24 protein-coding genes, 1 other RNA gene and 2 other annotated features are annotated in these 26,815 nt (G+C 48.8%); of the genes, 2 read left to right on the forward strand and 23 right to left on the reverse strand.

The features are described from left to right. Positions 1 to 37 precede the first annotated feature (37 nt). The 9 genes from udk to B4C70_RS08150 all read right to left on the reverse strand — a co-directional run bounded on the left by udk (position 38) and on the right by B4C70_RS08150 (position 9,122). Complete coding sequence (gene udk / locus B4C70_RS08110; RefSeq protein WP_023468905.1) at positions 38 to 685, reverse strand: uridine kinase; 648 nt, start codon at positions 683 to 685, stop codon at positions 38 to 40. Between the two features lie 16 nt (positions 686 to 701). After that, complete coding sequence (locus tag B4C70_RS08115; RefSeq protein WP_023468906.1) at positions 702 to 1,340, reverse strand: O-methyltransferase; 639 nt, start codon at positions 1,338 to 1,340, stop codon at positions 702 to 704. Positions 1,341 to 1,411: 71 nt separating this feature from the next. Continuing rightward, complete coding sequence (gene mltG, locus B4C70_RS08120; RefSeq protein WP_290778298.1) at positions 1,412 to 2,560, reverse strand: endolytic transglycosylase MltG; 1,149 nt, start codon at positions 2,558 to 2,560, stop codon at positions 1,412 to 1,414. A gap of 78 nt (positions 2,561 to 2,638) precedes the next feature. Next, the gene (locus tag B4C70_RS08125; protein ID WP_023468908.1) at positions 2,639 to 2,932 is read right to left on the reverse strand and encodes a DUF1292 domain-containing protein; all 294 of its coding nucleotides are present in this window, start codon (positions 2,930 to 2,932) and stop codon (positions 2,639 to 2,641) included. Further along, positions 2,919 to 3,206 (reverse strand): DUF1292 domain-containing protein, encoded by a 288-nt coding sequence (locus B4C70_RS08130; protein ID WP_023468909.1) that lies wholly within the window; start codon positions 3,204 to 3,206, stop codon positions 2,919 to 2,921. The genes B4C70_RS08125 and B4C70_RS08130 overlap by 14 nt, the downstream gene beginning before the upstream one ends. 14 nt (positions 3,207 to 3,220) lie before the next feature. Next, entirely contained in the window at positions 3,221 to 3,643 is a 423-nt protein-coding gene (ruvX, locus tag B4C70_RS08135) for a Holliday junction resolvase RuvX (protein WP_023468910.1), read from the reverse strand. Further along, a complete protein-coding gene (locus tag B4C70_RS08140) occupies positions 3,640 to 3,909 on the reverse strand; it encodes an IreB family regulatory phosphoprotein (RefSeq protein WP_029342229.1) in 270 nt (89 codons plus the stop codon). The genes ruvX and B4C70_RS08140 overlap by 4 nt, the downstream gene beginning before the upstream one ends. A 34-nt stretch (positions 3,910 to 3,943) precedes the next feature. After that, the gene (alaS, locus tag B4C70_RS08145; protein ID WP_290778301.1) at positions 3,944 to 6,586 is read right to left on the reverse strand and encodes an alanine--tRNA ligase; all 2,643 of its coding nucleotides are present in this window, start codon (positions 6,584 to 6,586) and stop codon (positions 3,944 to 3,946) included. A 57-nt stretch (positions 6,587 to 6,643) separates the two neighbouring features. Further along, positions 6,644 to 6,854, reverse strand: a binding site (T-box leader). Between the two features lie 42 nt (positions 6,855 to 6,896). After that, on the reverse strand, positions 6,897 to 9,122 hold the full coding sequence (locus B4C70_RS08150) for an ATP-dependent RecD-like DNA helicase (RefSeq protein WP_023468913.1): 2,226 nt from the start codon (positions 9,120 to 9,122) through the stop codon (positions 6,897 to 6,899). A gap of 116 nt (positions 9,123 to 9,238) precedes the next feature. Here B4C70_RS08150 and B4C70_RS08155 point away from each other — a divergent pair, with 116 nt between their 5' ends. After that, positions 9,239 to 9,787, forward strand: a complete 549-nt coding sequence (locus B4C70_RS08155; protein ID WP_214859649.1) for a VOC family protein — start codon at positions 9,239 to 9,241, stop codon at positions 9,785 to 9,787. 45 nt (positions 9,788 to 9,832) lie between these two features. On the opposite strand, the gene B4C70_RS08160 is transcribed toward B4C70_RS08155, so the two are convergent. The 4 genes from B4C70_RS08160 to cymR are packed head-to-tail and all read right to left on the reverse strand — an operon-like array spanning position 9,833 to position 13,198. Continuing rightward, complete coding sequence (locus B4C70_RS08160; RefSeq protein WP_290778306.1) at positions 9,833 to 10,498, reverse strand: tetratricopeptide repeat protein; 666 nt, start codon at positions 10,496 to 10,498, stop codon at positions 9,833 to 9,835. A gap of 13 nt (positions 10,499 to 10,511) precedes the next feature. Continuing rightward, a complete protein-coding gene (gene mnmA / locus B4C70_RS08165; RefSeq protein WP_290778309.1) occupies positions 10,512 to 11,633 on the reverse strand; it encodes a tRNA 2-thiouridine(34) synthase MnmA in 1,122 nt (373 codons plus the stop codon). A 16-nt stretch (positions 11,634 to 11,649) separates the two neighbouring features. Continuing rightward, positions 11,650 to 12,777 (reverse strand): cysteine desulfurase family protein, encoded by a 1,128-nt coding sequence (locus B4C70_RS08170; protein ID WP_290778312.1) that lies wholly within the window; start codon positions 12,775 to 12,777, stop codon positions 11,650 to 11,652. 13 nt (positions 12,778 to 12,790) lie between these two features. Then, the gene (gene cymR, locus B4C70_RS08175) at positions 12,791 to 13,198 is read right to left on the reverse strand and encodes a cysteine metabolism transcriptional regulator CymR (protein WP_290778471.1); all 408 of its coding nucleotides are present in this window, start codon (positions 13,196 to 13,198) and stop codon (positions 12,791 to 12,793) included. Between the two features lie 60 nt (positions 13,199 to 13,258). Here cymR and B4C70_RS08180 point away from each other — a divergent pair, with 60 nt between their 5' ends. Further along, positions 13,259 to 14,596 carry a replication-associated recombination protein A gene (locus B4C70_RS08180; RefSeq protein WP_047393656.1) on the forward strand — a complete coding sequence of 446 codons (1,338 nt, stop codon included), beginning with the start codon at positions 13,259 to 13,261 and terminating at the stop codon, positions 14,594 to 14,596. 10 nt (positions 14,597 to 14,606) lie between these two features. Here the strand turns inward: B4C70_RS08180 and B4C70_RS08185 are convergent, their stop codons facing one another. The 10 genes from B4C70_RS08185 to recJ form a co-directional block, all read right to left on the reverse strand. Continuing rightward, entirely contained in the window at positions 14,607 to 15,371 is a 765-nt protein-coding gene (locus B4C70_RS08185) for a tRNA threonylcarbamoyladenosine dehydratase (RefSeq protein WP_290778315.1), read from the reverse strand. A 93-nt stretch (positions 15,372 to 15,464) separates the two neighbouring features. Next, a non-coding RNA gene (ssrS, locus tag B4C70_RS08190) (6S RNA) lies at positions 15,465 to 15,654 on the reverse strand. Between the two features lie 74 nt (positions 15,655 to 15,728). After that, positions 15,729 to 16,913, reverse strand: coding sequence for a DASH family cryptochrome (locus B4C70_RS08195; RefSeq protein ID WP_290778318.1), 1,185 nt, complete (start codon positions 16,911 to 16,913; stop codon positions 15,729 to 15,731). 290 nt (positions 16,914 to 17,203) lie between these two features. Further along, positions 17,204 to 17,788 (reverse strand): DNA-3-methyladenine glycosylase, encoded by a 585-nt coding sequence (locus B4C70_RS08200; protein ID WP_290778321.1) that lies wholly within the window; start codon positions 17,786 to 17,788, stop codon positions 17,204 to 17,206. A 62-nt stretch (positions 17,789 to 17,850) separates the two neighbouring features. Next, complete coding sequence (gene aspS, locus B4C70_RS08205; RefSeq protein WP_290778324.1) at positions 17,851 to 19,617, reverse strand: aspartate--tRNA ligase; 1,767 nt, start codon at positions 19,615 to 19,617, stop codon at positions 17,851 to 17,853. Beyond that, positions 19,614 to 20,894, reverse strand: a complete 1,281-nt coding sequence (hisS, locus tag B4C70_RS08210; protein ID WP_064299563.1) for a histidine--tRNA ligase — start codon at positions 20,892 to 20,894, stop codon at positions 19,614 to 19,616. Before hisS ends, aspS begins: the two co-directional genes overlap by 4 nt. Before the next feature lie 42 nt (positions 20,895 to 20,936). Beyond that, positions 20,937 to 21,158: a binding site (T-box leader), on the reverse strand. Between the two features lie 45 nt (positions 21,159 to 21,203). Continuing rightward, on the reverse strand, positions 21,204 to 21,653 hold the full coding sequence (dtd, locus tag B4C70_RS08215; protein WP_058713802.1) for a D-aminoacyl-tRNA deacylase: 450 nt from the start codon (positions 21,651 to 21,653) through the stop codon (positions 21,204 to 21,206). A gap of 14 nt (positions 21,654 to 21,667) precedes the next feature. Next, positions 21,668 to 23,866 carry a RelA/SpoT family protein gene (locus B4C70_RS08220; protein ID WP_290778327.1) on the reverse strand — a complete coding sequence of 733 codons (2,199 nt, stop codon included), beginning with the start codon at positions 23,864 to 23,866 and terminating at the stop codon, positions 21,668 to 21,670. A 141-nt stretch (positions 23,867 to 24,007) separates the two neighbouring features. Further along, a complete protein-coding gene (locus B4C70_RS08225) occupies positions 24,008 to 24,526 on the reverse strand; it encodes an adenine phosphoribosyltransferase (RefSeq protein WP_023468928.1) in 519 nt (172 codons plus the stop codon). Continuing rightward, positions 24,505 to 26,814, reverse strand: coding sequence for a single-stranded-DNA-specific exonuclease RecJ (gene recJ / locus B4C70_RS08230; RefSeq protein WP_290778330.1), 2,310 nt, complete (start codon positions 26,812 to 26,814; stop codon positions 24,505 to 24,507). Before recJ ends, B4C70_RS08225 begins: the two co-directional genes overlap by 22 nt. Between the last annotated feature and the right edge of the window lies 1 nt (position 26,815).

The following is a 26,815-nucleotide window of genomic DNA, read 5'->3' on the forward strand; positions in this document are numbered from 1 at the left end:
ATTCCACTAGTATAGTATATTCACATCTTTTTTGGAATCAATATCCTCTTTGATCGAGTGCTGAACGATAATCAAGAATCGCTCGAATCTTCGTCACGAGTAAATCGATCGCGACATGATTCTCGCCGCCTTCCGGTACGATGATATCCGCATACCGTTTTGTTGGTTCACAGAACTGCAGATGCATCGGACGAACGACGTTCGTGTACTGCTCAACGACTGAGTCGATCGAACGTCCACGTTCGTTGATATCACGTTGCATCCGACGCAGAATGCGAACGTCCGCATCCGTATCGACGAACACCTTGATATCCATTAGTTCCCGTAACCGTTCGTCTTCAAGCGCTAAAATTCCTTCTACGATGATGACATCGCGTGGTTCGAGACGAATCGTTTCTTGTGCCCGCGTGTGGGCGACATAGTCATATACCGGTTTTTCAACGGCAATGTTTTCACGGAGCGACTGAATGTGCTCAATCAACAGACCATTATCAAAAGCGAACGGGTGATCATAGTTTGTCTGATACCGCTCCTCCATTGATAAATCACTTTGATCTTTATAATACGCGTCCTGCTCAATCATGACGATTGATTCACTTGGGAACGCATCGACGAGTGAACGTGCCACCGTCGTCTTCCCTGAACCCGTTCCGCCCGCTACGCCAATTACTACCGGTTTTTGCATGTCATTCGTTCCTCCATCATTTCGACTTTTTCCGACTGACGGATACACCGTCACCGAGCGGAAAAATCGTCGTATCGTATTGTTCTTGTTCCATCATCCAGACCGTGAATTCCTTGACGAGACGCACGAGTCGACGTCTTCTTCGATCGAATGTCTTCGGATCAGACTCGAGAACATCTCCGTGTAAGAAGAGATTATCCGTATAGAGTACACCGCCCTCAGGAATGAGTCGCCCATATCCTGCAAAGAATTTTTTATACTGTCCTTTAGCTGCATCAATGAAGACCGCATCGAACTGGTCTTCAAGCGTTTCGGCTAATTCTACTGCATCACCAAAAATGATGTCAATCCGATCCGCCACATCTGACCGGGCGATGAAGGTTTTTGCTTCTTCATACCGCTTTGCATTCCGTTCAATCGTCGTAATGCGCGCATCCGGTAGCGCACGGGCCATCCGAATCGCACTATATCCGATTGCGGTTCCGACTTCTAGAATGCGCTTCGGTTGTTGTAATCGCAAGAGCGATAACAAGACTTCGGAACCTGTCAGTTCGATGATTGGTATATGATGTTCTTCCGCATAACGCTCCATTTCTTCTAACAGAGCATCTCGAGGATGAATCATTGATTCGACATAGGTCGTGAAATCATTCACGCCATTCACTCCCTCTTCCGCATAAACAGGTTGACTTGAAGCGAACTTCCCGCTTCAACCCAACCCGTTGCTCATTGCTCTTTACTCGCTTCGTATTCCACCCATTCCGGCTTATACTTAACGACGTTTCGTTGATGTTCTTCATATGTCTCTTCGTATAGAATCTGTCCTCGTGGATGTTTATCACTTGGTGGACGTGCGAAGAAATAGACATATTTCGTTTTATTCGGATTTAATACGGCAAGTACCGAATCTTTGCTGACCGTTGAAATCGGACCGATCGGAATCCCTTCGTACTTGTACGTATTGTACTTCGAGTTATTCTCAAGATCCTTCAGCGTCGTTAAAGCCGTATTTTCGCCTGTACCATACCAAACTGTTGGATCCGACTGTAACTTCATGCCGTCATCCAATCGATTTTTGAAGACACCAGCGATTTCACGACGATCATCTGGTGTCGCCGCTTCGCGCTCGACCATGGAACCGAGACTGAGCACTTCATGGAAGGTCATGCCTGACTTTTGAATGGCATCCGCATTCTCATCGTAGACTTTTTCTGTTTCATCGAGCATCGTCTCGACGATTTGATCAATGCTTTTTCCTTTATCAAACTCATACGTTGCTGGGAAGAGGTACCCTTCAAGTGCATACAGGACACCATCTTTTTTCACTTCATCCGTCAACATCGGATATTTTTCAATCATGCTGTCGATGAATGTCGCATCCGTCAATTCTTTACGGACCGTCTCTTCCTTGAAGTTCGTTGCTTTCGCGATCAAAGCGATTTGACGATCCATCGTGATGCCTTCAGGTAACGTGATTTTCACATCCGCTGCCTTCATGACCGTTCCCGTCTTTAATTCATTGATGATTTCATCCGGGGACATGGCTTGTGACAGTGTATACGTACCCGCCTGGAATGACGATTCATTCTTATAACGGACGTAATAACGGAAAATCGTCTCGTTCGCAATCAAGTCTTTTTCCTTTAGTAAGGAAGCAATCGTACTCGTCCCTGCTCCTAAAGGAACTTCGACTTTGACGGATTTCGTCGCTGCTTCATCGACTGGTTCAAGCGCATTTTTCAAAAAGACATAGACGACCGCACTGGCAACTAGAAAAATCGTCAACAATACAGAAAGGATGATTAGCGTAATCCGCCGTGATGTCCGGCGTCGCCTTTTTTCGATTTCGGCATTTTGCTTCCATTCGTTCTCCATCGGTTCCTCCTTTTTCTCTTAAAACAAGGTGACATCGTAAGAGAAAGTCTCTTACGACGTCACCTGTCATGAGTCGGATTAGTCTAACTGATCTTCGAGCGTGTTAAAGACTTCTTCGATTTCATCCCAAGTCGCTGTATCATCTTCATCGATCGGTACGAGGTTGAAGTCGTTGTCTCCATCACCGTATTCGTCAAGTTCGTAAACGAAGATATCGACTTCTTCTGCTTCGTCATAGTCTGCTCCGATTGGCTCAAGGAAGATGTATGTCTTACTCGAACGTGGGCTTTCGTAACGCAGACGTTCTACGAATTCGAAATCATTTCCTTCGCCGTCCGGAATTACGTAACGTGTTGGTTCATTCTGTTGCATCAGTGATCCGCTCCTTTAACGCAAGCTCGAGTTCATCCCAAGTTTGCTCATCATTTTCATCGATCAGGCTCAATTCGAAATCATCTTCGCCTTCTCCATATTCATCGATCTCACAGATGATCAGATCATCTGCTCCTTCGTCAGGGTTACCGATCATTTCAAGAAACAGATAGGTTTTTCCTGTACGTTCACTCGAGTAACGGTACCATTCTTCGAAAAGATGTTCGCCGCCCTCTTCATCTGGAAAGAGATACTGACGTTTTTCTTCAGCCATCGGTTTCTCCCCCTTCATCGGTTCGTCCGATCCAAGTACGATTGCAGGATCATGACGGCAGCCATCTTATCGATGACTTGTTTACGCTTTTTACGGCTGACATCGGCATCGATCAGCATCCGTTCTGCTTGCATCGTCGTCAACCGTTCATCCATGAAGACGACTTCAAGCCCGGTATGCTGTTCGATTTCCTTCGCAAAAGCTTCACTTGCTTCTGCGCGGGGACCGATGGAACCGTTCATGTTTTTCGGAAGACCAATGACTAGGATTTCGACATTGTATGTCTTCATGATGACATCGAGCCGTTTGAAGGCTTCTGGGTAATCCGGTTCCGTCCACTTGACCGTCTCGACGCCTTGCGCCGTCCAGCCCATCAAGTCACTGACCGCTACCCCAATCGTCTTCGAACCGACATCTAGTCCCATTGCACGTTTCATTTTGAATTTCCACTCTCCGCCAAATAAGATTTCACGAGTTCTTCGAGCAATTCGTCGCGTTCAATCTTACGAATTAAATTACGTGCGTCATTATGACGAGGAATGTAAGCAGGATCTCCTGAAAGGAGATAGCCGACGATTTGGTTGATCGGATGATATCCTTTTTCTTCTAAAGCATGATAGACCGTCAACAACACATCACGTGTCGCTGCTTTGTTATCGTCTTCCGGAAAGTTGAATTTCATCGTTTGATCCATCTGACTCACGTTCATCACCTCTTTCATATACACTACGTTTCTATTATGCCAGTGATTGCACGTATTGTGAAGCGTACGCGAGTGCTTCTTCTAATTTCGACGCATCTTTTCCACCAGCTTGAGCCATGTCAGGGCGACCGCCACCGCCACCACCGCAGCGTGTTGCGACTTCCTTGATCAATTTACCAGCATGATAGCCTTGGTCGATTAAATCTTTTGAGACGCTTGCGACGAGATTGACTTTCTCACCTTGCGCACTTCCGAGAACGATGATTGCCGATCCGAGCGAGCTCTTCAACTCGTCCATCATACCGCGAAGAGCATCCATATCTGAGACATCGACGCGTTTCGCAAGCACACGCACACCGTTGATTTCCTCAACATCGTCCTTCAATGAAGCAGCTTCGATGTTCGCGAGTTTTGCTTGCAACGATTCATTCGCCCGTTCCGTCTCACGGAGCTGTTGTTGCAGTGCTTCGATGCGAACAGGAACTTCTGTCGTCTTCGTCTTCAAGACAGCTGCTGCTTGTTCGAGTGTTTCCAAGTGTTGATTCATGACACGATATGCGCCTGCACCCGTTACCGCTTCGATTCGGCGTGTACCTGCACCGATCCCAGACTCTGAGACGATCTTGAACAGACCGATCTCTGCAGTGTTTCCGACGTGGATTCCGCCACACAATTCAATCGAGTATGTGCCTGCTGAGACGACACGGACCGTTTCCCCGTACTTCTCACCGAACAATGCCATCGCGCCTTTTGCTTTTGCATCAGCGATGTTCATCTCTTCGATATCAACCGGTAATGATGCCCAGATCGCTTGGTTGACGTCTTGTTCGATTTTTGTCAACTCTTCTTGTGTCACGGCACCGAAGTGTGAGAAGTCGAAGCGGAGACGTTCTGGAGAAACAAGTGATCCCGCTTGGTTGACGTGTGTTCCGAGCGTGTCTTTCAATGCTTTATGAAGCAAGTGTGTTGCTGTATGGTTTTTCGTGACGGCTTTACGTTCTGCTGCTTCGACGTTTGCAACGACGTCTGCAGCTTCCGTTGCGATCCCTGTACGAACGATGACCGTATGCAAGTTTTGACCGTTTGGTGCTTTTTGAACATCTTTGACATCAAGAACGAAGTCTTTGCCTTCGATTGTTCCTGTATCCGCGACTTCACCACCACTTTCAGCGTAGAACGGTGTGATGTCGAGAATGACTTGTGCTTCTTCACCAGCAGCGACTTCTGTGACTCGTTCTCCATCATGCAACAATGCGATGATTTTCGCATCCGCCTTAAGGTCGGTATAGCCGACGAACGTACTTTTATCTTTTAGCGTTGAGAGGACTTCCGATTGCTGTTGCATCGAACCACTCTCTTCACGCGCTGCACGTGCACGCTGACGTTGTGCATCCATCGCTAGTTTGAAGCCTTCTTCATCAACAGACATCTGATGATCTTCCGCATACTCGACTGTCAATTCGAGTGGGAAACCATACGTGTCATACAGACGGAACGCATCTTCGCCACTGATGACGTGCTCACCGTTTGATTTAGCCGTCTGAGCGACCGTGTTCAAGATTGCAAGACCGTCATGAAGTGTCTCGTGGAAACGTTCTTCTTCGTTTTTGATGACACGTTTGATGAAGTCTGCTTTTTCTGGAACTTGTGGGTAGAAGTCGACCATGACATTCCCGACCGTATCGACGAGTTCATACATGAACGGACGTTCGATTCCAAGCATCTTCGCATAACGAACCGCACGGCGTAGTAAACGACGAAGGACATATCCACGACCTTCATTCGAAGGAAGCGCACCATCACCGATCGCGAATGATACGGTACGGATGTGGTCTGCGATGACTTTGAATGCTACATCGAGTTTCGAATCATCACGGTAGATTTTACCGCTGATCTCTTCTGTTTTGTGAATGATCGGCATGAACAGATCCGTATCGAAGTTCGTCGGCACGTCCTGCATGACACATGCCATCCGTTCAAGTCCCATTCCTGTATCGATGTTTTTACGTGGAAGTTCCGTGTAGTTGCCGTGTCCATCGTGGTTATACTGACTGAAGACGATATTCCAGATCTCGAGATAGCGTTCGTTTTCGCCACCTGGATAGAGTTCTGAATCGTTCGGATCGTCTCCAAAAGCAGGTCCACGGTCGAAGAAGATTTCCGTGTTCGGACCAGATGGACCTTCACCGATTTCCCAGAAGTTATCTTCAAGTGGAATGATCCGCTCAGCCGGTACACCGAGTTCAAGCCAGATTTGACGCGCTGCGTCATCTTCCGGGTGAATCGTGACCGAGAGACGTTCCGGGTCAAGACCGTACCAGTCATCACTCGTCAAAAGTTCCCAGCCCCATTTGATTGCATCTTCACGGAAGTAATCACCGACAGAGAAGTTTCCGAGCATCTCGAAGAACGTATGGTGACGTGCTGTTTTCCCGACGTTTTCGATATCATTCGTCCGGATTGATTTTTGTGCGTTGACGATACGTGGATTATCAGGAATGACACGACCATCGAAATATTTCTTGAGTGTCGCAACCCCTGAGTTGATCCACAAGAGCGATGGATCCTCGACCGGTACGAGTGAAGCACTCGGTTCGATCGCATGCCCTTTGCTTTGGAAGAAATCAAGATACATCTGACGGATTTGTGCACCCGTTAATGGTTTTAAAGCTTTCATGAACAGTTACCCCCATTGGTTTTATTTGGACGCAAAAAAGCGATGCCTTCATCCCTGAAAAGGGACGAAAGCATCGCTTCCGTGGTACCACCCTCGTTCGTAAGCAATCCATTGCTTACCTCGAACATCTGATAACGGGGATGACCCGCAGGTGTTTACACCCGACTCCGGAAGGAGCTTCAAAGGGACTCGAGAAAGTGATTGCAGCAGATTCACTTCTCTCTGGACTCGAGTTTTCCTTTTACTTATCTTCCATCAACGTGTTACGTCCATTCATCTATCGTGATTATTACCTATCGTACAGCATCCGTCAAGTCTTTGTCACCCCACCGAGTCGTTCAATCAATCGTGTTCGGCGCCGCGGCTCCTCTTCTTGCGACGCTTTATGAAACGCTCGTGGGTCGCCGAACAATAATAAACTCGACTTCGCACGGGTGACCGCCGTATAAATCAAGTTTCGAGAATGTTTGAATGCCCCCGTGAAATAGACCGGCATCAAGACGATCGGGAACTCGGACCCTTGTGCCTTGTGAATCGTAATCGCGTAGGCATGCGTGAATTGATCCCAGTCACTCCGGTTGTACTCGACTTCCGTCTGGTCGAAGCGGGCGATGATCTTATCCACCTTGTCGACGTTTTCTTTGGCGAAGAAGATATTGACGATTTCGCCGATATCTCCGTTATAGACGTTCTCTTCCGCATTGTTGACGAGCTGAAGAATCTTGTCCCCGGTCCGGTAAATCCGGGTGCCTTGTTTGACTTCGCGTTTTTTCGGTTCCTCCGGATTGTAGACGCGTTGCAAGGCGACATTCAGTTCGTCGATTCCGACCTGACCACGGTAAGTCGGTGCCAAAACCTGAACATCGAATTTCGAATACCCTTTTGCGAGTGCTTTTTCCGCGAAGGCTGAGATGCCGCGTAACGTCTCTTGCGGAGACGCAGTGTAAAAGCGACGATCCGCAAGTGGTGATAACAAATCAGCTGACGTCGTCCGGTTCTTCAAATCGTGCGCGAGCCGTAAAATCGAAGAATCTTCCGCTTGGCGATGGACGACGTTCAAACGAACGACGGGAATCCCTTCCGTATCCATCAAGTCTGCCAGCACTTGCCCAGGACCAACGGATGGTAATTGATCCCGGTCACCGACGAACAAGATTTTCATACCGTTCGGCACAGCACGGAGCAGACTCGATAACAAGTAGATATCAATCATCGACGACTCATCGATGATCAGTACTTTCCCCGTGATCGGCTGATCTTCATTTAATTGGAAATTCGTTCCGTCATACTTCAACAGACGATGAATCGTCATCGCTGGGACGTCCGTTGCTTCCGACAGACGTTTAGCGGCGCGTCCGGTCGGTGCAACAAGGACGTACGGATAAACATCTCCCGTCTTGACGCGACTCTTCTCAAGCGGCCAATCATGAATTTCTTGCAGGGCATGTAAAATTCCCTTGATAACAGTCGTCTTACCGGTACCGGGTCCACCGGTCAGGACCATCAGCGGTGCTTTGACCGCTAACTCGATCGCTTCTCGCTGTTGCGCCGCATATTCCATGCCAAACTGTTCTTCGAGATGCCCGATTGCTTCAAGGATCGTCGCGACATCGACTTCCTGTTCGGCACCGTTCGCCATGACGCGCGCCAGTTCCTTTGCCGCTCGGACTTCGGCATAAAAGATCGTCGGTAAATACAAACAGCCTTCTTCGAGCTTGACCTTATCTTCAGCGAGCAACAGTTCAATCGCTTGTTCTAGCCGTTCACCCGGGTCTTCACCAAGCAAACGGGGTGCTCGCTGCAATAGCGAGTCGACTGTCGCAAAGGCATGTCCCTCTCCTGCTTCTTGTTCTAATATGTGCATGATCGAAGCAGCGACGCGCTCCGGGTGTAATCCGACGAGTCCGAGATGTGATGCGATATGATCGGCTGTCTTAAAACCAATCCCATTCACTTCATACATCAAGGAATATGGATTCTCTCGTATTCGCGCCATGGCGTCCCCTTCGTAAGCAGCATAAATCTTTGCCGCTAGCTTCGGCGTAACATCAAATGGTGCTAAGAACAGCATCAACTGATCGACACCGTATAAGGTAGCGAGTCGACTCAAGATGATGTCAGCTTGTTTTTGTTTTAACCCAGGCACCTGATTCAGTACCCGTTCATCTTTCAAAATGAGATCCACTGCCTCTTCTCCGAGAGCATCGACGATATTTTTCGCTGTCTTCGGACCAATGCCGGTGAACGAACCATTCGTCAAGAAGCGGATCGTCGCATGTTTTGTCATCGGAACCGATCGCCGAATCAGTTCCGCCTTCAGTTGTTTTCCGAAGCGAGGATGATCAACGAGACGACCGAATGCTTGATACGTTCCTCCGAGTTCGATCCCAACCCCAGTACCCGTGATGACGAGCTCGGTTTCTTTCAGTTCAAAGTTCTTTTCTTTGACGGCGACCAATACAATGGAGTGTGCTTCTTCTTCAGAAGAAAAGAGCACACGTTTGACGCGCCCGACGACTTGATGGGGGTGCTCCATCACTCCACCTTCTTTCTCTCTTTTTCATTCGCTGCTTTCATCATAGCATTCGTTTACCGGATTTTAAATCAGGGAAAGATACCCTGAAACATTTCGTTAAGAGGAGGAGTTTAAGGATGGCACGTTTACCGATTGCAGGATTGTGTGAATTAGTACTTGAAGTCGAGGATATGGATCGTGCGGTCGGCTTTTGGAATGGGACACTTGGTATTCCGATCGTCGAGCAATGGGCTCCTGAGGACGCTGAACCAAGTAAAGAACAATCTAAACAAGACGGGGTCTGGGCCACGTGGCTCTACATTGGCGGTAATACTCGACTCGGTCTGTGGCTGAAACGGGACTTTACGATGGAAGAACGGACCGTCAAACACTTACCGGTCTCCGAATGGGATACGTTGTACGATGAAGGCGGAGTCCATGTCCACTGTGCCTTTTACGTTGAGAAGGACGAGTTCCAGCAAGCCTTGAATCAATTGCGGGAAGCATCAATCACCGTGAAGCTCAGAGAATGGGACGAACAGGAGACCTCGAATCAAAAAGAACATTCTGCTTATTTCAAGGATACGGAAAATAACGTCATCGAACTGTACACGAAAAACATGGATGAAGCCTATGAAGACTTTTCCGGTCCACCACTTCGTGTCATCCGTGAAGTTGGGAATTAAATAGCATAAAAAAAGACGACTCCAGGCGGAATCGTCTTTTTTATATCAGTCTGCTTGTTTTAATAACGCATCCATCTTCGCTTTCGCGTCCCGCGCAAGGGCGTGTTCCGGCTGGTAGGCAAGAACGGCTTCGAGTTCTGCATAACAGGCTTCTTGTTGACCAAGGAAAGCAAGGGCAATCGCATAATTGTATCGTGCATCCGTATGCGTTTCGTCAAGCATCAAGACGTGCTCGAACATCTCGACCGCTTCTTCCAACTTCTCGTTTTGCGCTAAGGCAAGTCCGTATTGGAATGCGATCTCGATATCGACACCGTTTAATTCTGACGCGCGCTGTAGACGAGGTAAGCCACGTACTGGATCACCTAGTTTTTGATACGTCATCCCAAGCATGAAATGGAGATCCGCGTCGTCAAGTCCATATAATAACGCTGCCCGCAATGATTCCTCTGCTTCGACGAGTTTATCGGCAGCAAAGAACAGCGCCCCTTTTGCATAATAGGCACTCGCAAACGTGTTATCGATCATCAGTGCCCGGTCATAAAAACGAAGGGCACGATCAGCATCGTTCATCGTTTGGAGTAATGTTCCAAGATTGACGTACGCTGTCGGATCTTTTGGATTTTCTTCGATCGCGTCGTTAAACGCTTGCGCTGCTAATTCATAATTTCCAGCTTCTAGATGCCGGAATCCTACTTCATTATAGTTCATCTTCTTTTGCTCCTTACGCTAGATAAGCGAGGCGTTCGCCTGCTTTATAGGCTGCATCGATCGTCGCACCACCGAGGCAGATGTCCCCATCATAGAACACGACTGCTTGTCCTGGTGTGATTGCTCGTTGACGCTCGTCAAATGAAACATCGAGTCCATCTTCGAGGACACGAACCGTGACGGTTATATCTTGTTGACGGTAACGGAATTTCGCCGTACAACGGAATGTCTCACCGACCGGACGCTCAGATGTCCAGCTGACATCTGAAGCAAGTAACCCTTCCGAATACAACAATTCGTTATGGAATCCTTGATCGACATAGAGGATGTTCTCCTCTAAATTTTTCCCGACGACGAACCAAGGCTCTCCGTCGCCACCGATACCGAGTCCATGACGTTGCCCCATCGTATAGTACATCAATCCATCGTGACGTCCCATGACGTTGCCGTCAAGTGTCCGCATCTCACCGGGTTGCGCCGGCAGATATTGACCGAGGAACTGTTTGAAGTTCCGCTCGCCAATGAAGCAAATGCCTGTCGAGTCTTTTTTCTTCGCCGTTGCGAGGTTCGCTTCTTCTGCGATCCGGCGCACTTCTGATTTTTCCATGTGCCCGATCGGGAACATCGCCTTCGCGATTTGCTCTTGCGACAATTGATTCAAGAAATATGTTTGATCCTTGTTTGCATCAACGCCTCGAAGCAATTTATGTTCTCCATCCTCATAGACGGCACGCGCATAGTGCCCTGTCGCGACGAAATCGGCACCAAGACGCATCGCGTGATCGAGGAAGGCTTTGAACTTGATTTCCTTGTTACACATGACGTCCGGATTCGGTGTCCGACCGAGTTTATATTCATCGAGGAAGTACGTGAAGACCTTATCCCAGTACTCTTTCTCGAAATTGACTGCATAGTACGGAATGCCGATTTGATTGGCTACCGCGATGACGTCTTCATAATCTTCCGTCGCCGTACAAAAGCCGTTCTCATCCGTGTCATCCCAGTTTTTCATGAAGATTCCGATGACGTTATAGCCTTGCTCTTTTAATAAATGAGCGGTCACAGAAGAATCGACACCGCCCGACATCCCAACGACGACTGTCGTTTCACTCGGGGCTTTCGCTCGTGTATTCATTTATTTCACCTCTTAGTTAATTCTGAAACGATTTTACGACATCTTGCAAGGCTTGTGCGAGTAGTTCGACTTGCGCGAGCTCATTTCCGTGACCAAAACTGATTCGGACCGATGCTCGTGTCCGTTCATCTTCGCCATACATCGCCGATAAGACATGCGAAGGTTCGACGGATCCTGCCGTACATGCACTCCCGCTCGATACGGCCATCTGGCGCATATCGAGCATGATCAGGAACGGTTCGATTTCAATTTGCGGGAAGTAAAGATTGAGGACATTCGGCAATCCTTCAACACCGTTGACTTCGTAAGTGATGCCACTTTCATCCAAGCGTGTTAGCAAAACGCTACGCAACTGTTTGATGTGGTCCTGTTGTTGTTCACGCTCTGCGATCATCAGTTCGAGCGCTTTCGCTAAACCGACGATTCCCGGTACGTTCTCCGTACCAGCGCGACGCTTGCGTTCCTGTTCTCCTCCGAATGTTTGAGGAGCCAACTTCACACCAGTCCGCACATACAACAATCCGATTCCTTTTGGCCCATTGATTTTATGACCAGATGCGGATAAAAGATCGACCTGTAACGCTTCGACATCGATTGCTTGTTTTCCGAACACTTGCACCGCGTCCGTATGGAACAAAACACCGCGTTCTCGTAAAAATTGACCGAATGCCGCAATCGGCTGAATCGTTCCGACTTCATTGTTGCCGAACATGATCGAGACGAGTGTCGTATCTTCCCGGACCGCTTCTTGCAAGGCAGCCAATGAGACGACACCTGTATCTGGAACATCGAGATACGTGACGTCATAGCCTTGTTTTTCGAGCTCTTCGAACGCATGCAATACAGCATGGTGCTCAAACCGTGTCGTAATGAGATGACGCCCTTTTTCACGCGCCGCCTCAGCCGCACCGAAGATTGCATAATTATCCGATTCCGTTCCACCGCTCGTAAAAATCAGTTCGGTTGGTTTCGCGTTCAATTCTTGTGCGATCTGCCGGCGTGCTTTGTCAATTGCTGCCCGAGCAGACCGACCAGCCGCGTGGACACTAGATGGGTTGCCATACTGTTCGAGCAAATAAGGCGTCATCGCCTCAAGGACTTCCGGACGCATCGGCGTCGTCGCCGAGTGGTCAAAGTAATTCATTCGTTTTCACCTCTCAAATATAGAACATGTATCCTGTATCTTCTTCTTCCGCTAAGTCTTGTAGCGTCGTTGAATCGAGTACTTGATCGACTGCTTGCTGGATTTTATCCCACAGTTTGCGTTTTGTGACCTCGTCACACGCATCGCCTTCGACGACGACGAGTGGTCCTTCAAGCAGGCGGATGATTTCACCCGCTGTGATGTTTTGCGCTTCACAACCGAGCTTATACCCGCCGTAAGCACCGCGTACACTTTTGACGAGACCTCCATTACGAAGGGGGGCAATCAACTGTTCAAGATAATGCTCAGATAGGTCATACATCTGCGCGATTTTTTTTAGGGATAATGGTTTAGATTCAGCTTCTTTCGCGAGTGCGATCATGATCGTCAGACCATATCGCCCTTTCGTCGAGATTTTCATCATGCGAAGGATCATCCTTTCTAGTATAGTAGTAGCTAAAAGTGGAAGGAGCGTATGTGTATGGCACATTTATTTGAATCCCAGTCACCTGCCGGACCGCTCGCGAATCGAATGCGTCCGCAGAATCTGGATGAAATCGTCGGACAACGCCATCTGATTGGAGAGACGACGCTCCTGCGGCGTGCCATCTTAGCCGATCGTCTCGGAACCGTCATTTTTTACGGTCCACCCGGAACCGGTAAGACGACGCTCGCGCGTGTCATCTCCAGTTATACGAAATCAGCGTTCGAGCAATTGAACGCGGTCACAGCGAAACTGGAACAATTACGGGAAATTCTAAAAGCGGCCGAAGCCCGTCTTCAGTTCGAGGATCAAAAAACGATTCTCTTTCTCGATGAGATCCATCGATTCAATAAGATGCAACAAGACGCCTTACTGCCAGCGCTCGAAGCAGGTACGATCACGTTGATCGGGGCGACGACTGAAAATCCGAGTTTTGAGGTCAACGCCGCTCTCTTATCGCGGGCAACGGTTTTCCGTTTCGAGCCCCCGACAGCAGACGATTTACGAATCGTCCTCGACCGGACCCTAAAAGACGAAGAACGTGGTCTTGGCAAATATCCGATCACGATCACGGATGACGCGATCGATCATTACGTCAAGTTGTCGGATGGCGATTACCGGGCATTATTGAATGCGCTTGAACTCGCCGTCTTAACGACACCGGAAATCGATGGTCAGATCACGATCGATCTCGCTGTCGCCGAGGAATCGATTCAACAAAAAGCATTGAAGTACGATAAGGACGGCGATCGGCATTATGATGTCATCTCCGCCTTCATCAAATCAATTCGGGGTTCCGATCCCGACGCTGCGCTCTACTGGCTCGCTGTCATGATTGAAGCGGGCGAAAGTCCGCGCTTCATCGTACGGCGTCTCTACGTCCATGCGGCAGAAGACATCGGTCTGTCTGATCCGCAAGCGTTATTAATGGTCGATGCCTGCGCACGCGCGTGCGAGTACGTCGGTTTCCCGGAAGCACGGATCCCGCTTGCTGAAACGGTCTTATATCTCGCGACGGCACCGAAATCGAATGCTGTCATCTCAGCAATCGATCAAGCATTGACGCTCGTTCGTCGTTCGGACGGCGGACCCGTTCCGCCGCACTTGCGCGATGCCCATCATCCGGGTGCAGCGGCACTTGGGAATGGCGTTACCTACCAATATCCGCACGACTTCGAACATGCCTATGTGCCACAGAATTATTGGCCAGAAAACCTTGCCCGGACCAAACCCGTCTTTTATCGTCCAAGCCCACGCGGTTTTGAGAAACAACTGCAGGCTCGACTCGATTTTTGGAACAAACAAACAGCCACACATCAGAAAAAGCGACCATAAGGTCGCTTTTTTAACGAACGCGTTCGATCGTCACGCCAGCTTCACGGACAATCTCATTGATGACGTAGCTCGCTGCAATCAATCCACCGACTGAAGGCACGAATGCATTCGAACTCGGTGGCATCTTCGCTTTACGAATCGCAGCGGCATCGTTTCCGACGACTTGGCGGACTTCTTCAATGATCTTAACGGGTGGTTCATCGGAAAAGACGACAGGAACACCTTTATGGATGCCGGCTTTCCGGAGTTTCGTCCGAATGACCTTCGCTAATGGATCATAACTTGTATCTTTGATGTCAACGATCTTGATGCGTGTCGGATCCATCTTGTTCGCCATCCCCATGCTCGAAATGATCGGGATGTTACGTTTCTTACATTCTTGAATCAGGTGAATCTTGAACGAGACCGTGTCCGATGCATCAATGACATAATCCGGCTGCTGTTCAAAGAACGACTCGAATGTTTCTTCATTGTAGAACATCTTTAAACGAACGGTTTCAAGGTCTGGATTGATTAACGCAAGACGTTCTGCCATCGCATCGACCTTCGGCTGACCGACCGTCGGAAGCAAGGCATGAATTTGTCGGTTGACGTTCGTGATGTCGATATCATCCTTATCAACGAGAATCAAACGACCTACACCACTACGGGCAAGCGCTTCTGCCGAGAACGATCCAACACCACCGATTCCCAGAATAGCGACAGACTTGGATGCCAATGCGTCAAGTCCAGTTTTACCGATTGCTAGTTCATTACGCGAAAATTGATGTAACATCTCATAACCTCACAATACTCATACTGTTTTACTCGGAATTATATCATAAAAAAAAACGTCATGCGACGTGTCAAACAATAAAATAATAAGACGATGGGACCCGAAGTGCCGTGTCGATACCTTATTTTTGAACCTGCTGTGCAGGTGGGTGTCTTATCCGATTCCTATTCGTACGTCCTCCTGCTGTGTTACGAGGCATGTACTACTAGTTGGAACGTCAAACTCCCTATCAAAAAAGAGTGGCTCAAAGATAAAAGGCGGCTCTCGTACAATTCAGGAACCCCATCTGATGCATTTAATATAGCATCCTCCCCTCTGAAATGCAACTACTTCCCACTCCAGAAAAAGATGCTTTTTTCAGGTCCAACGTTTCGTGAAGTGTTGATTCGGATCATATCGTTGTTGTTGGAATGCAGGATCGAATCGTGGTGTGCGTGTTGCATTCCCGACACCCGCGATGAACGCCCAGTTCCCATAGTTCGAAGCGACATCATAGTCGATCAACTGCTGTTCGAAATATCGCGCTCCGATGCGCCAGTCCTGCTTTAATTCATGAATCAGATAACTGGCAACGATCTGCCTGCCGCGGTTCGACATCCATCCCGTCTCGCGAATCTCGTTCATGAAGGCGTCGACGAATGGCACACCGGTTTTTCCTTCTATCCAGCGTTCGACAGCTAGCTGGTCCGCCTTCCACGTGTATCGACCTTCTTGTAATCCGCTCGCACGGAACAGACGGCTTCCTGTCTCACGCATCGTCAAATGGAAGAAGTCACGCCATAACAGTTCGAAATACAACCAGTACGTCGATTCATTCGCTCCCTTTTTTCGCTCGGCTTCCTGCAATTCAGCCATGACGCGACGCGGCGAGAGTGATCCGTTCGCTAGCCAGGCAGACAGCTTCGAAGAATCATTTCGTAAGAACCCATTCCGTGTTTCTTTATAGGTGAATACAGGCTCAGCAAGGTATTCCTTAAGGCGCGCTCTCCCTGCTGACTCTCCACCACGGAAGGGGAACGCGATTTCGGGATTCGCTTCGACCGATTCTTCTTTTACTAACTGAATACCGGTTGGTAGATCGAGTGGATCGTAGAAGGTCCCTCTCGCCTCGACACGTTTTCGAAATGCCGTAAAGACACGCTTTAATTCATCACTTCCGATATCTTCCCGTCGATGTAATGTCTGTGTTTCAAAAGAGCGGACGGTATATCTGTCTTCGATATACTGCTCACTTGTCGCTTCTTCTGTTCCGGTCATCTTATGGAAATAGACGGTATCATCCGCTTGCAGATAAGAATCGAGTGTCTCAATTGTCTCCCCTTCTACTATATCTAACGTAATCCCGATTTGAGACAGATGGCCCGCTAGGTTCTCTAGTGTCTCTTGTTCGAACCGTGCTTGTTGTGTACCTCTTTTAAAATCGCGTTTCTTTTGGTCTTTGACGTATATGGCACGAATGACGTCATGTTCTTCACACGCACTCCGAAGTGCCTCATGATCATCGACACGTAAATCATGACGATACCAAACGACTGCTCCCATATTGATCGACTCCCTTCTCCTTATACTATGACCCGACCAAGGTAGATAGAAAACCACTTGATGTGCCGATGAGGTTTTAAGACGTTGTTTTCGTGGAATATGATTAGTACAACAAATCAGAGGAGTGAATGAATCAATGGCAGCAAAACGCGGTAAACTTAGAACATTAATGACGCTCGTAACGACGGTTGGTCCAATCGTCTATAAATTCTATAAAAAACAGCAGTCGAAAAAATCAATCAACAACCCTAAATAAAAAATGGACGTCTCCTTATCGGAGCGTCCATTTTTTAACGTTTACTGACACCTTCACTCGCCTCTACATAAAACCGCCATGGATAGGCTGTCGCTTCTCCTGCGTTCGGAATACCGATCCGTGTCGTCTGGACGATCGCATCGACCGGGTCAGCAACGAGTCGGAACCGTGCTTGATAGAGATCCTGACCTGAATCCGCTGTCGTGAGACCGAATCCTTGGCACAGTTTCGCTGGTCCATTGACGAGATTACGCCGTTGCACCCCCGTCAACGCTGCGTAGGAACAACCAAAACGACGTTCCGCGACGAGGTCGTGCCCACTGATGATTTCCGCACCTCGTAGTAAAAGTCCGTATCCTTCCCCTTCATGTCCACAAACGATATTCATGCAGTGATGCATACCATATGTGAAATACACATAGAGATGCCCCGGTGGACCGAACATCGGTGCCGTCCGTTTCGTTGGTTTTCCGGAAAACGAGTGCGCTGCTTGATCGTGAGGACCGAGATAGGCTTCGACCTCGACGATCCGCATCGTCACCTCATCGACGGTGATCTGTGTTCCTAAGAAATCTGGACCGACTTCAACCGGTGAGCGTTCAAAAAAGTGTCGTTCCATCCGTTCGACCTCCTTCATGAAACAAGCGAATCTCCCATACCGGAAGATTCGCTTGTCGTGTCTTACGATTGTTTAACTGCTGTTCGAATCGAGAGATCATTTAATTGCGCATCCGAGACTGGGCTTGGTGCTGCCGTCAACAGATCGCTTGCTGATGCTGTTTTCGGGAAGGCAATCGTATCACGCAAGTTTGAACGTCCTGCGAGTAACATAACGAGACGGTCTAGACCAAGTGCGATTCCCGCATGTGGTGGTGTTCCGTATTCGAATGCTTCCATCAAGAAACCGAACTGCTCGTTTGCTTCTTCTTCTGTGAAGCCAAGCAACTTAAACATCCGCTCTTGGATATCCCGTTCGTAGATCCGTTGTGATCCACCGCCGAGCTCGTATCCGTTCAAGACGAGGTCGTACGCGACGGCGAGGACTTTTCCAGGATCCGTCTCGAGCAATTCGAGATCTTCACGACGTGGCATCGTGAACGGGTGGTGGTTCGCGTAGAAACGACCTTCTTCTTCTTCGTACGTGACGAGTGGGAAGTCCGTCACCCAAAGGAAGTTGAAGACCGACTCATCGATCAAGTCCAGTTCCTTCGCTAATTTCTGACGGAGCGCACCTAAGCTGTCTGCTACGATCGATGATTTTGCTGCGACGAACAACAATAAGTCGCCTGATTCCGCATCTGTCGCCGCTGTCAGGCGAGCAGTTGCTTCTTCGTCGAAGAACTTCGCGATCGGACCGTTCAGTCCGTCCGCTGTCACTTTGACCCACGCGAGACCTTTTGCACCGTAGATCGCCGTGAATTCTTGTAACTTATCGATATCTTTACGCGAGAAGCGCTCAGCTGCACCTTTGACGTTCAATGCTTTGACTTCGCCACCTGCTTTTAGTGCCATGTCGAATACTTTGAATCCTGCACCTTTGACGGCTTCCGCGACATCGATCAATTCGAGACCGAAGCGTGTATCTGGCTTATCCGAACCATACCGGCTCATCGCTTCCGCATATGGCATCCGTGGGAACGGTGTCACGATATCTTTGCCAAGCGTTTCCTTCATGACACGTGTCATCATCGACTCCATCATCGCATACAAATCTTCGATGTCCATGAAGCTCGTCTCGATATCGACTTGCGTGAATTCAGGTTGACGGTCTGCCCGTAAGTCTTCGTCACGGAAACAACGTGCAATTTGGAAGTATCGCTCAAAACCAGACACCATCAGCAATTGTTTGAACAATTGCGGTGATTGTGGCAAGGCATAGAACTCACCTGGGTGAACACGACTCGGAACGAGATAGTCACGTGCGCCTTCTGGTGTTGATTTCGTTAAGATTGGTGTCTCGACTTCCAAGAAGTCTTGCTCATCGAGGAAGTTCCGCATGATGTTCGATGCTTTCGAACGGAGACGGAATGTCTCTTGAAGCGACGGACGACGCAAGTCAAGATAACGATATTTAAGACGTAAATCTTCTGACGTCTGCTCTGCTTCTTCACTGATCGGGAATGGTGTCATTTTCGCTGCGTTCAAGATGACGACTTCATCCGCGACGACCTCGACTTGCCCAGTCGGGATGTTCGGGTTCGGATTCTCACGGCCGATGACGTGTCCTTTGATGTCGAGGACATACTCTGAACGAATCGATTCCGCAAGGCGGTGTGCCTGCTCGTTTTCCGGTTGGAAGACGATTTGGACGATGCCACTCCGGTCGCGGAGATCAAGGAAGATCAATCCTCCTAAGTCACGTCGTTTTTGAACCCATCCTTTAAGTTGAACGTGTTGACCGATGACTTCTTCTGTCACCTGACCGTTCATATGCGTGCGTCCGATCATTGTGCTTCCTCCTTTAATTTCGCGACGATCGTATCAGCGACTGCTGATAACGGAACGTCCGTCTGTTCCCCTGTAGCCATGTTCTTCAGCGCTGCTGCACCACGCTCAACTTCTTCATCCCCGAGGATGACCGTATAGCGTGCTTTCAAGCGATCGGCTGCCTTGAATTGTCCTTTGAACTTTCGACCGAGATAATCCCGATCCGCGACAAGTCCTTCGAGACGCATCAATTGTAAGAGACGTGTTGCCGTCTTTTCGACTTCGTCACTGCCTTGCGCGACGATGAAGACATCGATTTGATCATCGACTGGCGGTAAGACGTTCTCATTCTCAAGTGCCATCAATAAACGCTCGATGCCGATTCCGAATCCGATTCCCGGTGTTGCCGGTCCACCGATCTGTTCGACGAGACCGTTGTATCGTCCACCACCACATAATGTCGTGATCGCTCCGAAGCCTTCTGCTTCTGACATGATCTCGAATGCCGTGTGATTGTAATAATCGATTCCGCGGACGAGCGTTGGATCAACGACATACTCGATGCCGAGTGCATCTAAGTGAAGCAGTACTTCATCGAAGTAGGCTTTTGATGCCGGGTTTAAGTAATCGAGAATCGATGGTGCCGTTGCCATACTCGGGTGATCGCGGTCGACCTTACAGTCAAGGACACGAAGTGGATTCGTTTCGAGACGGTTCTGACAGTCCTGACACAACTCGTGAACGACCGGTTTGAAGTGATCGACGAGTGCTGCCCGGTGTGCGGCGCGACTTTCGTTATCCCCGAGTGTATTGATGACGAGCTTAAGGTGCTTCAATCCGAATGAACGGTAGATGCTCATCGCGAGACTGATGACTTCCGCATCGATCGCTGGTTGTTCACTACCAAGTGCCTCGACTCCATATTGGTGGAGCTGACGGAAACGACCTGCTTGCGGACGTTCATAACGGAACATCGGTCCAATGTAAAACAATTTCGTCGGTTGGTTCGGTGAACCGAACAGCTTGTTCGTCACAAATGAACGAACGACAGCAGCCGTTCCTTCTGGACGTAACGTCAACTGGTCTTTTCCGCGTTTCTCAAGCATGAACATTTCTTTTTGAACGATATCCGTCGTCTCACCAACGCCACGTTTGAAGAGTTCTGTCTCCTCAAAAATCGGCGTCCGAATTTCCTTATAGTTGTAACGCTTACTGATATCACGTAATTGTTGCTCGATGTACTGCCAGCGTTCGACTGTTCCTGGAAGGACATCAAACGTACCGCGTGGTAATTTCATCTCAAATTCCTCCTTTTTTGAATACAAAAAAGTCCTCGTCCGCAAAGGGACGAGAACTTGAAGATCCCGTGGTACCACCCTGGTTGTCAAATCACATTTGACCACTCGGTGCAGTTAACGCCTGCGTACGACCTTCCCTACTATCAGTTCAGGAAGATACCTCGGAAGGGTCTTTCATCAAGTTCGTCTGTTCGCCCTTCCAGCCAAGGGGCGACTCTCTAAGCAGACAAGGTCTTGATTACTCCTCTTCGTCTTCGGTCGTATGAATCATTTGGTTACGTCTAATATTGCCTCGTCTCTCGGTTCCTGTCAAGCGTTTGCTTCTTTTTCAAGAATCAATGTCACCGGTCCATCATTGACGAGCGCGATATCCATCATCGCACCGAACTGACCTGTCTCGACCGTCAGTCCTTGCGCACGAAGACGTTCATTGAACGCTTCATACAATTCGTTGGCAAGATCCGGTTTCGCTGCTTCCGTGAACGCTGGGCGACGTCCTTTTTTGACATCACCATACAACGTGAACTGCGAGACGGATAGAATCTGACCGTCGACATCTTGCAACGAGCGGTTCATCCGTTCTTCTTCATCTTCAAACACGCGGAGTCCTGCGATTTTATCAGCTAACCAGTTCACCTGATCGATCGTGTCTTCGTGCGTGACACCGACAAGCAAGAGAAAACCTTGCTTGATTTGACCGATGACCTCCTGATCGACTGTGACACTTGCTTCTTTGACTCGTTGTAATACGACTCGCATGACTCATCCGCTCCTTACGTCATCATGACGCGATGTACAGCATACACGTCAGAGATTTGTTTGATGCGATCGACGACTTTTTGTAAATGATTGACGTTATTGATCGCGATCGTCATCGTGATTTTTGCTTGTTTACTGTCGTCGCCTTTCCCACTAACGGCAACGATGTTTGTATTCGTCGCAGATACCGACTGCAGGACATCGTTCAATAATCCTGCCCGGTCGAATCCAGAAATTTCGATTTCGACGTTATAACTCTTAACGGCTTTGCCTTCGTGTTCCCACTCGACTTCGAGCAAGCGTTCTGGATTTTGTTCATGAATGACGTTCAAACAATCCGTCCGGTGAATCGAGACACCCCGTCCACGTGTGATGTACCCGACGATATCGTCCCCTGGTACTGGATTACAACAACGACTCATGCGAACGAGCATGTTATCGATGCCTTTGACACGAACGCCTTCTGGATTTTCCTTCTTCGGACGATCGAACGTCTTCATCTCACTAATGGCTTCGTTCAGTTCAAGATTTTTGGACTCTTTGTCTTTGCGTAACTTTTCCGTCAATTTATGCGCGACTTGGGCAGCGGTCAGACCATGATACCCAACGGCAGCATACATGTCTTCTTCTTGCGCGAAGTTGAACTTCCGCGTCACGTCTTCGAGCGTCTTCTCATTGATGACTTCCTTCGGCTCGAATCCGAGTTTCTTGACTTCTGCTTCGATCAGTTCCCGTCCTTTAGAGACGTTCTCTTCGCGTTGCTGACGTTTGAACCATTGACGGATCTTGTTCTTCGCCTGACTCGACACACAAATCTTGAGCCAGTCCTTACTTGGACCATAACTGTGTTTTGAAGTGACGATTTCAATGATGTCGCCTGTCTTCAGCTTATAATCAATCGGGACCATCCGTCCGTTGACTTTCGCCCCGATCGTCCGGTGACCGATCTCCGTATGGATCCGGTACGCATAATCAATCGGAACAGAGCCTTTCGGCAATTCGATGACGTCGCCTTTTGGTGTAAAGACGTACAACATGTCACTAAAGAAGTCGACTTTGACCGATTCCATGAATTCTTCAGCATCCGCTGTATCCTTCTGCAATTCGAGGATTTCACGGAAGTGGGCAATCTTATCCTCAAAGCCTGATTTCGCTTCCTGTTCCTTACCTTCTTTATACGCCCAGTGAGCGGCAATACCGTACTCGGCAATGAAATGCATGTCTCGTGTCCGAATTTGGACCTCGAGCGGCTCGCCTTTCGGTCCGATGACCGTCGTATGCAGCGATTGATACATGTTCGGCTTCGGCATCGCGATATAATCCTTGAAACGTCCCGGCATCGGTTTATATTGCGTATGAATGATTCCGAGAACAGCGTAACAGTCCTTGATTGAATCAACGATGATGCGCACAGCCATCAAGTCATAAATTTCGCTGAATTCTTTTTTCGAGTTTTGCATCTTGTTATAAATGGAATAGATATGCTTCGGACGTCCATCGACTTCCGCTGCGATTTGTACATCATCGAGTACTTCTTTGACCTCTTCAATGACCGAACTGACGAGCGCTTCGCGTTCCGTCCGTTTTTGTTTCATCATTGAGACAATCCGGTAGTACTGTTGTGGATTGATATATCGCAAACTGATATCTTCGAGTTCCCACTTGATCGTCGAAATCCCGAGACGATGCGCAAGCGGTGCAAAGATTTCGAGCGTCTCTTCTGCCTTTTGCACCTGCTTCTCCTTGACCATGTGTTGCAACGTCCGCATGTTATGCAGACGGTCAGCCAGTTTGATCAAGATGACGCGAATGTCTTCTGCCATCGCGATGAACATCTTCCGATGATTCTCAGCCAATTCTTCGCGTTTCGATTTATATTTGATTTTCCCGAGTTTCGTGACGCCGTCAACGAGCATCGCGACGTCGGGTCCGAATCGTTCCGTTAATTCTTCGAGTGTAATGTCCGTATCTTCGACGACATCATGAAGAAGCGCAGCGACAATCGTCGTTGCATCCAAACCAATATCGACTAAGATACCGGCAACTTGTACCGGATGAATGATGTAGGGTTCCCCAGAACGGCGGAATTGCCCATCATGTTCGTCTTTCGCGAATTGGTAAGCCCGTTCGATGTCTTTGACTTCAGCTTGCGTCATGTATTCCGCACATCGAGCGAGAAGGTCTTCTACATTTACGATTTGTTTGTTTGTCATCCCTTTTCCTCACCCAGTCCCCGGGATCGTCTGCAACGGAATCCCTAATATATAGTTCTTATTATCGTGAAATCTTGAGAAGATGTCAAAATAAAAAGAAATACCCCCTTGGTCACCATGTACCAAGAGAGTATATATGCTTTAGTCTTCGTAGCGAATCAATGAGAGAACGTCGTATCCTTCGAGTTTCTCACGTCCACCAAGACCATCGAGTTCAATCAAGAATCCGATTCCGGCAACCGTTCCGCCTAATTTTTCAATCATTTGGATCGTCGCTTCGATCGTACCACCTGTTGCAAGCAAGTCGTCAAGGATGACGACGCGTTGTCCTGGTTGAATCGCATCTTCATGCATCGTCAAGACGTCTTTTCCGTACTCAAGACCATACTCGACACGGACTGTCTCACGTGGTAATTTTCCTTCTTTACGGACAGGTACGAATCCGATTTCCATCGCGTAAGCGGCTGGGCAACCAACTACGAATCCACGTGCTTCCGGACCCGCGATGACATCAGCACCTTTACTGCGTGCATATTCGACAAGTGCATCAACCGATTGTTTGTATACTGGTCCGTTCTGCATGAGTGATGTGATGTCTTTGAAACTGATTCCTTCTTTCGGCCAGTTTTCGACCTCTTTTATATGCTGTTTGAACTCCATGTCTTTTCCTCCTGCTTCGCCGCTTCTACCAAAGTATCAAAACGCTCTTTCAACTGAGCGAGTGACGAATAAATGTATTGTTGCTCGAGCTCTTGACGCGCTTCATGACGCTGGTACGTCGGAGCTTCCGTCAGATCTCGTTTTGCAGCATTTGGGTTTACACCCGGCAGCCCGTCCTCCATTGTAACAAGAAAATCAAGTTCCGAGAATACCGAATGCATAAAGTTAATCGATCGTTTCGTCCATTTTCGCGATTTTGACAAACGTACGAGACCAATTCGGAGCTCGTCGCGTGGACATTTCGCGAAATACTGGAAGTAATGCTTGAAGTCCTCCCGCGATGGAATCGTCTCAAAATAATAGCCCTCGTCCTTAAAGGCACAATAAATCCGCTCTGCCTGTTGGACGTATGGATGAAACGCAACTTCTTCTTCCGGTAGATCGAGGAAGACGATGTTTTGACGAATCGGTCCGTTCAACGGACGTTCCGCGTACTTCTCCTTCACCTCATCAGTAAAGGCGACGAACGTCGTCGTCTCATGCGGTAAGGCGAATAGTTCGCTCAGCGGCCGCTTACCGCCGCGGTAATCGAACACTTGGACATCTTCGACGGCGACGTCTTGAATCATCAATTGTGGTTTACGGAACCCATTCCATTCATTGATGTTCAGACTACCCATCAAGTGAATCTCCGATAAGGTCGAGACTTCATCGACAAGGTCGCCGAAGCCGAAGCCGATCGCATCGAGTTCCTTCCCGTCGCCTGATAGTAGTGCTTTAACATGCGTCAAGTCACGACCAATCCGTTTCATGTCACGGATCTTCGCTTGCTCGATGACGATCCGCGGCGCGGGATTTCCCATCCCGAACGGTGCCAATCGCTGAATATCTTCAATCAACTGGATCGAGACATCACTGACCTGTAGACGTAGATCGACATCGATTGTCGCGATGAAGGCATCGTCTGGCAACGTACTGGCTTGTTCATTCAAACGTTGACGTAACGCCTCGACGTCATCGGAAGAGAGCGTCATACCGGCAGCAGCGGGATGTCCACCGAAATGCGGCAAGATGTCTTCACATTTCGTCAGTTCAGCGAAGAGATCAAAGGCTGGGATTGAACGTCCAGAACCCTTCGCTGTTCCTTTTTCAGCATCATGACACAGCATGATGACGGGACGGTGATATTTTTCAACGAGTCGCGAGGCGACAATCCCGACGACACCTGGATTCCAGTCTGCCGCATCGACGACGAGCACGCGGTCCTCTGTAAAACGTTCTTCGACAAGTGCCGTTGCTTCCTCTGCAATCTGTTTGACGATATCTTGACGTTGTTTATTTTGTTGGTCGAGTTGTTTCGCGAGATGAAGTGCCTCATCCTTACTTTCCGCTAGTAACATCTCGAGCGCTGGCATCGCTGAATCAAGACGACCTGCCGCATTGATCCGCGGACCGAATGCAAATCCGACTGATTCTTCCGTCAGTTCGTCTTCCGTCAAACTACAAACGTCCCGTAACGCAAGGATACCTGGACGTTCACTTGCGTTTAGCGCCTCGATTCCACGAATCGCAAGCAAGCGGTTTTCGCCGACGAGCGGGACAAGATCGGCAATCGTTCCGAGCACGGCAAGATCGAGTAATTCGACTGGTTCACGATCAAGGAGAGCATGTGCGACTTTAAAGGCGACGCCTGCCCCAGCAAGTTTTGAGAACGGATAGTCTGGATCGACACCTGGATGGATCAAGGCAAAGGCATCGGGTAACGTTTCTTTGGCTTCGTGGTGATCGGTGATGATTAAATCGACCCCGAGTTCCTTCAGGACATCTGCTTCGTGGATACCGGAAATCCCACAGTCGACAGTGATGACGAGACTAAACCCTTCTTCCGCTGCCCAGCGAAATGCGGCTTCATTCGGTCCATAGCCTTCCGTGAATCGGTTTGGGATATAACACTCTGCCATCCCTCCGATTTCAATCAAGGCATGCCAGAGAATCGCAGCGGAACTCACACCATCGACGTCATAATCACCGTAAATTAAAATCATCTCACCTTCGTTGACGGCACGTTGAATCCGTTCGACGACTTTCGGCATGTCTTTAAAAGCAAATGGATCGTGGAATGCCATCTGATCGGTTTCTAGAAAATCACGGGCTGCTTCACGTGTCGTGAATCCCCGTTGGACAAGTAGTTGTGCGACGTGCGATGAGATTGTGCCATCCGCCGTCAATTGTTCGATCTGTTCTGAATCGATGACTTTATCAAGCCATGTTTTTTTAGCATGGTACATC

Origin of the sequence: Exiguobacterium sp. UBA5002 (assembly GCF_002396765.1) — a bacterium.
Lineage (GTDB): Bacteria > Bacillota > Bacilli > Exiguobacteriales > Exiguobacteriaceae > Exiguobacterium_A.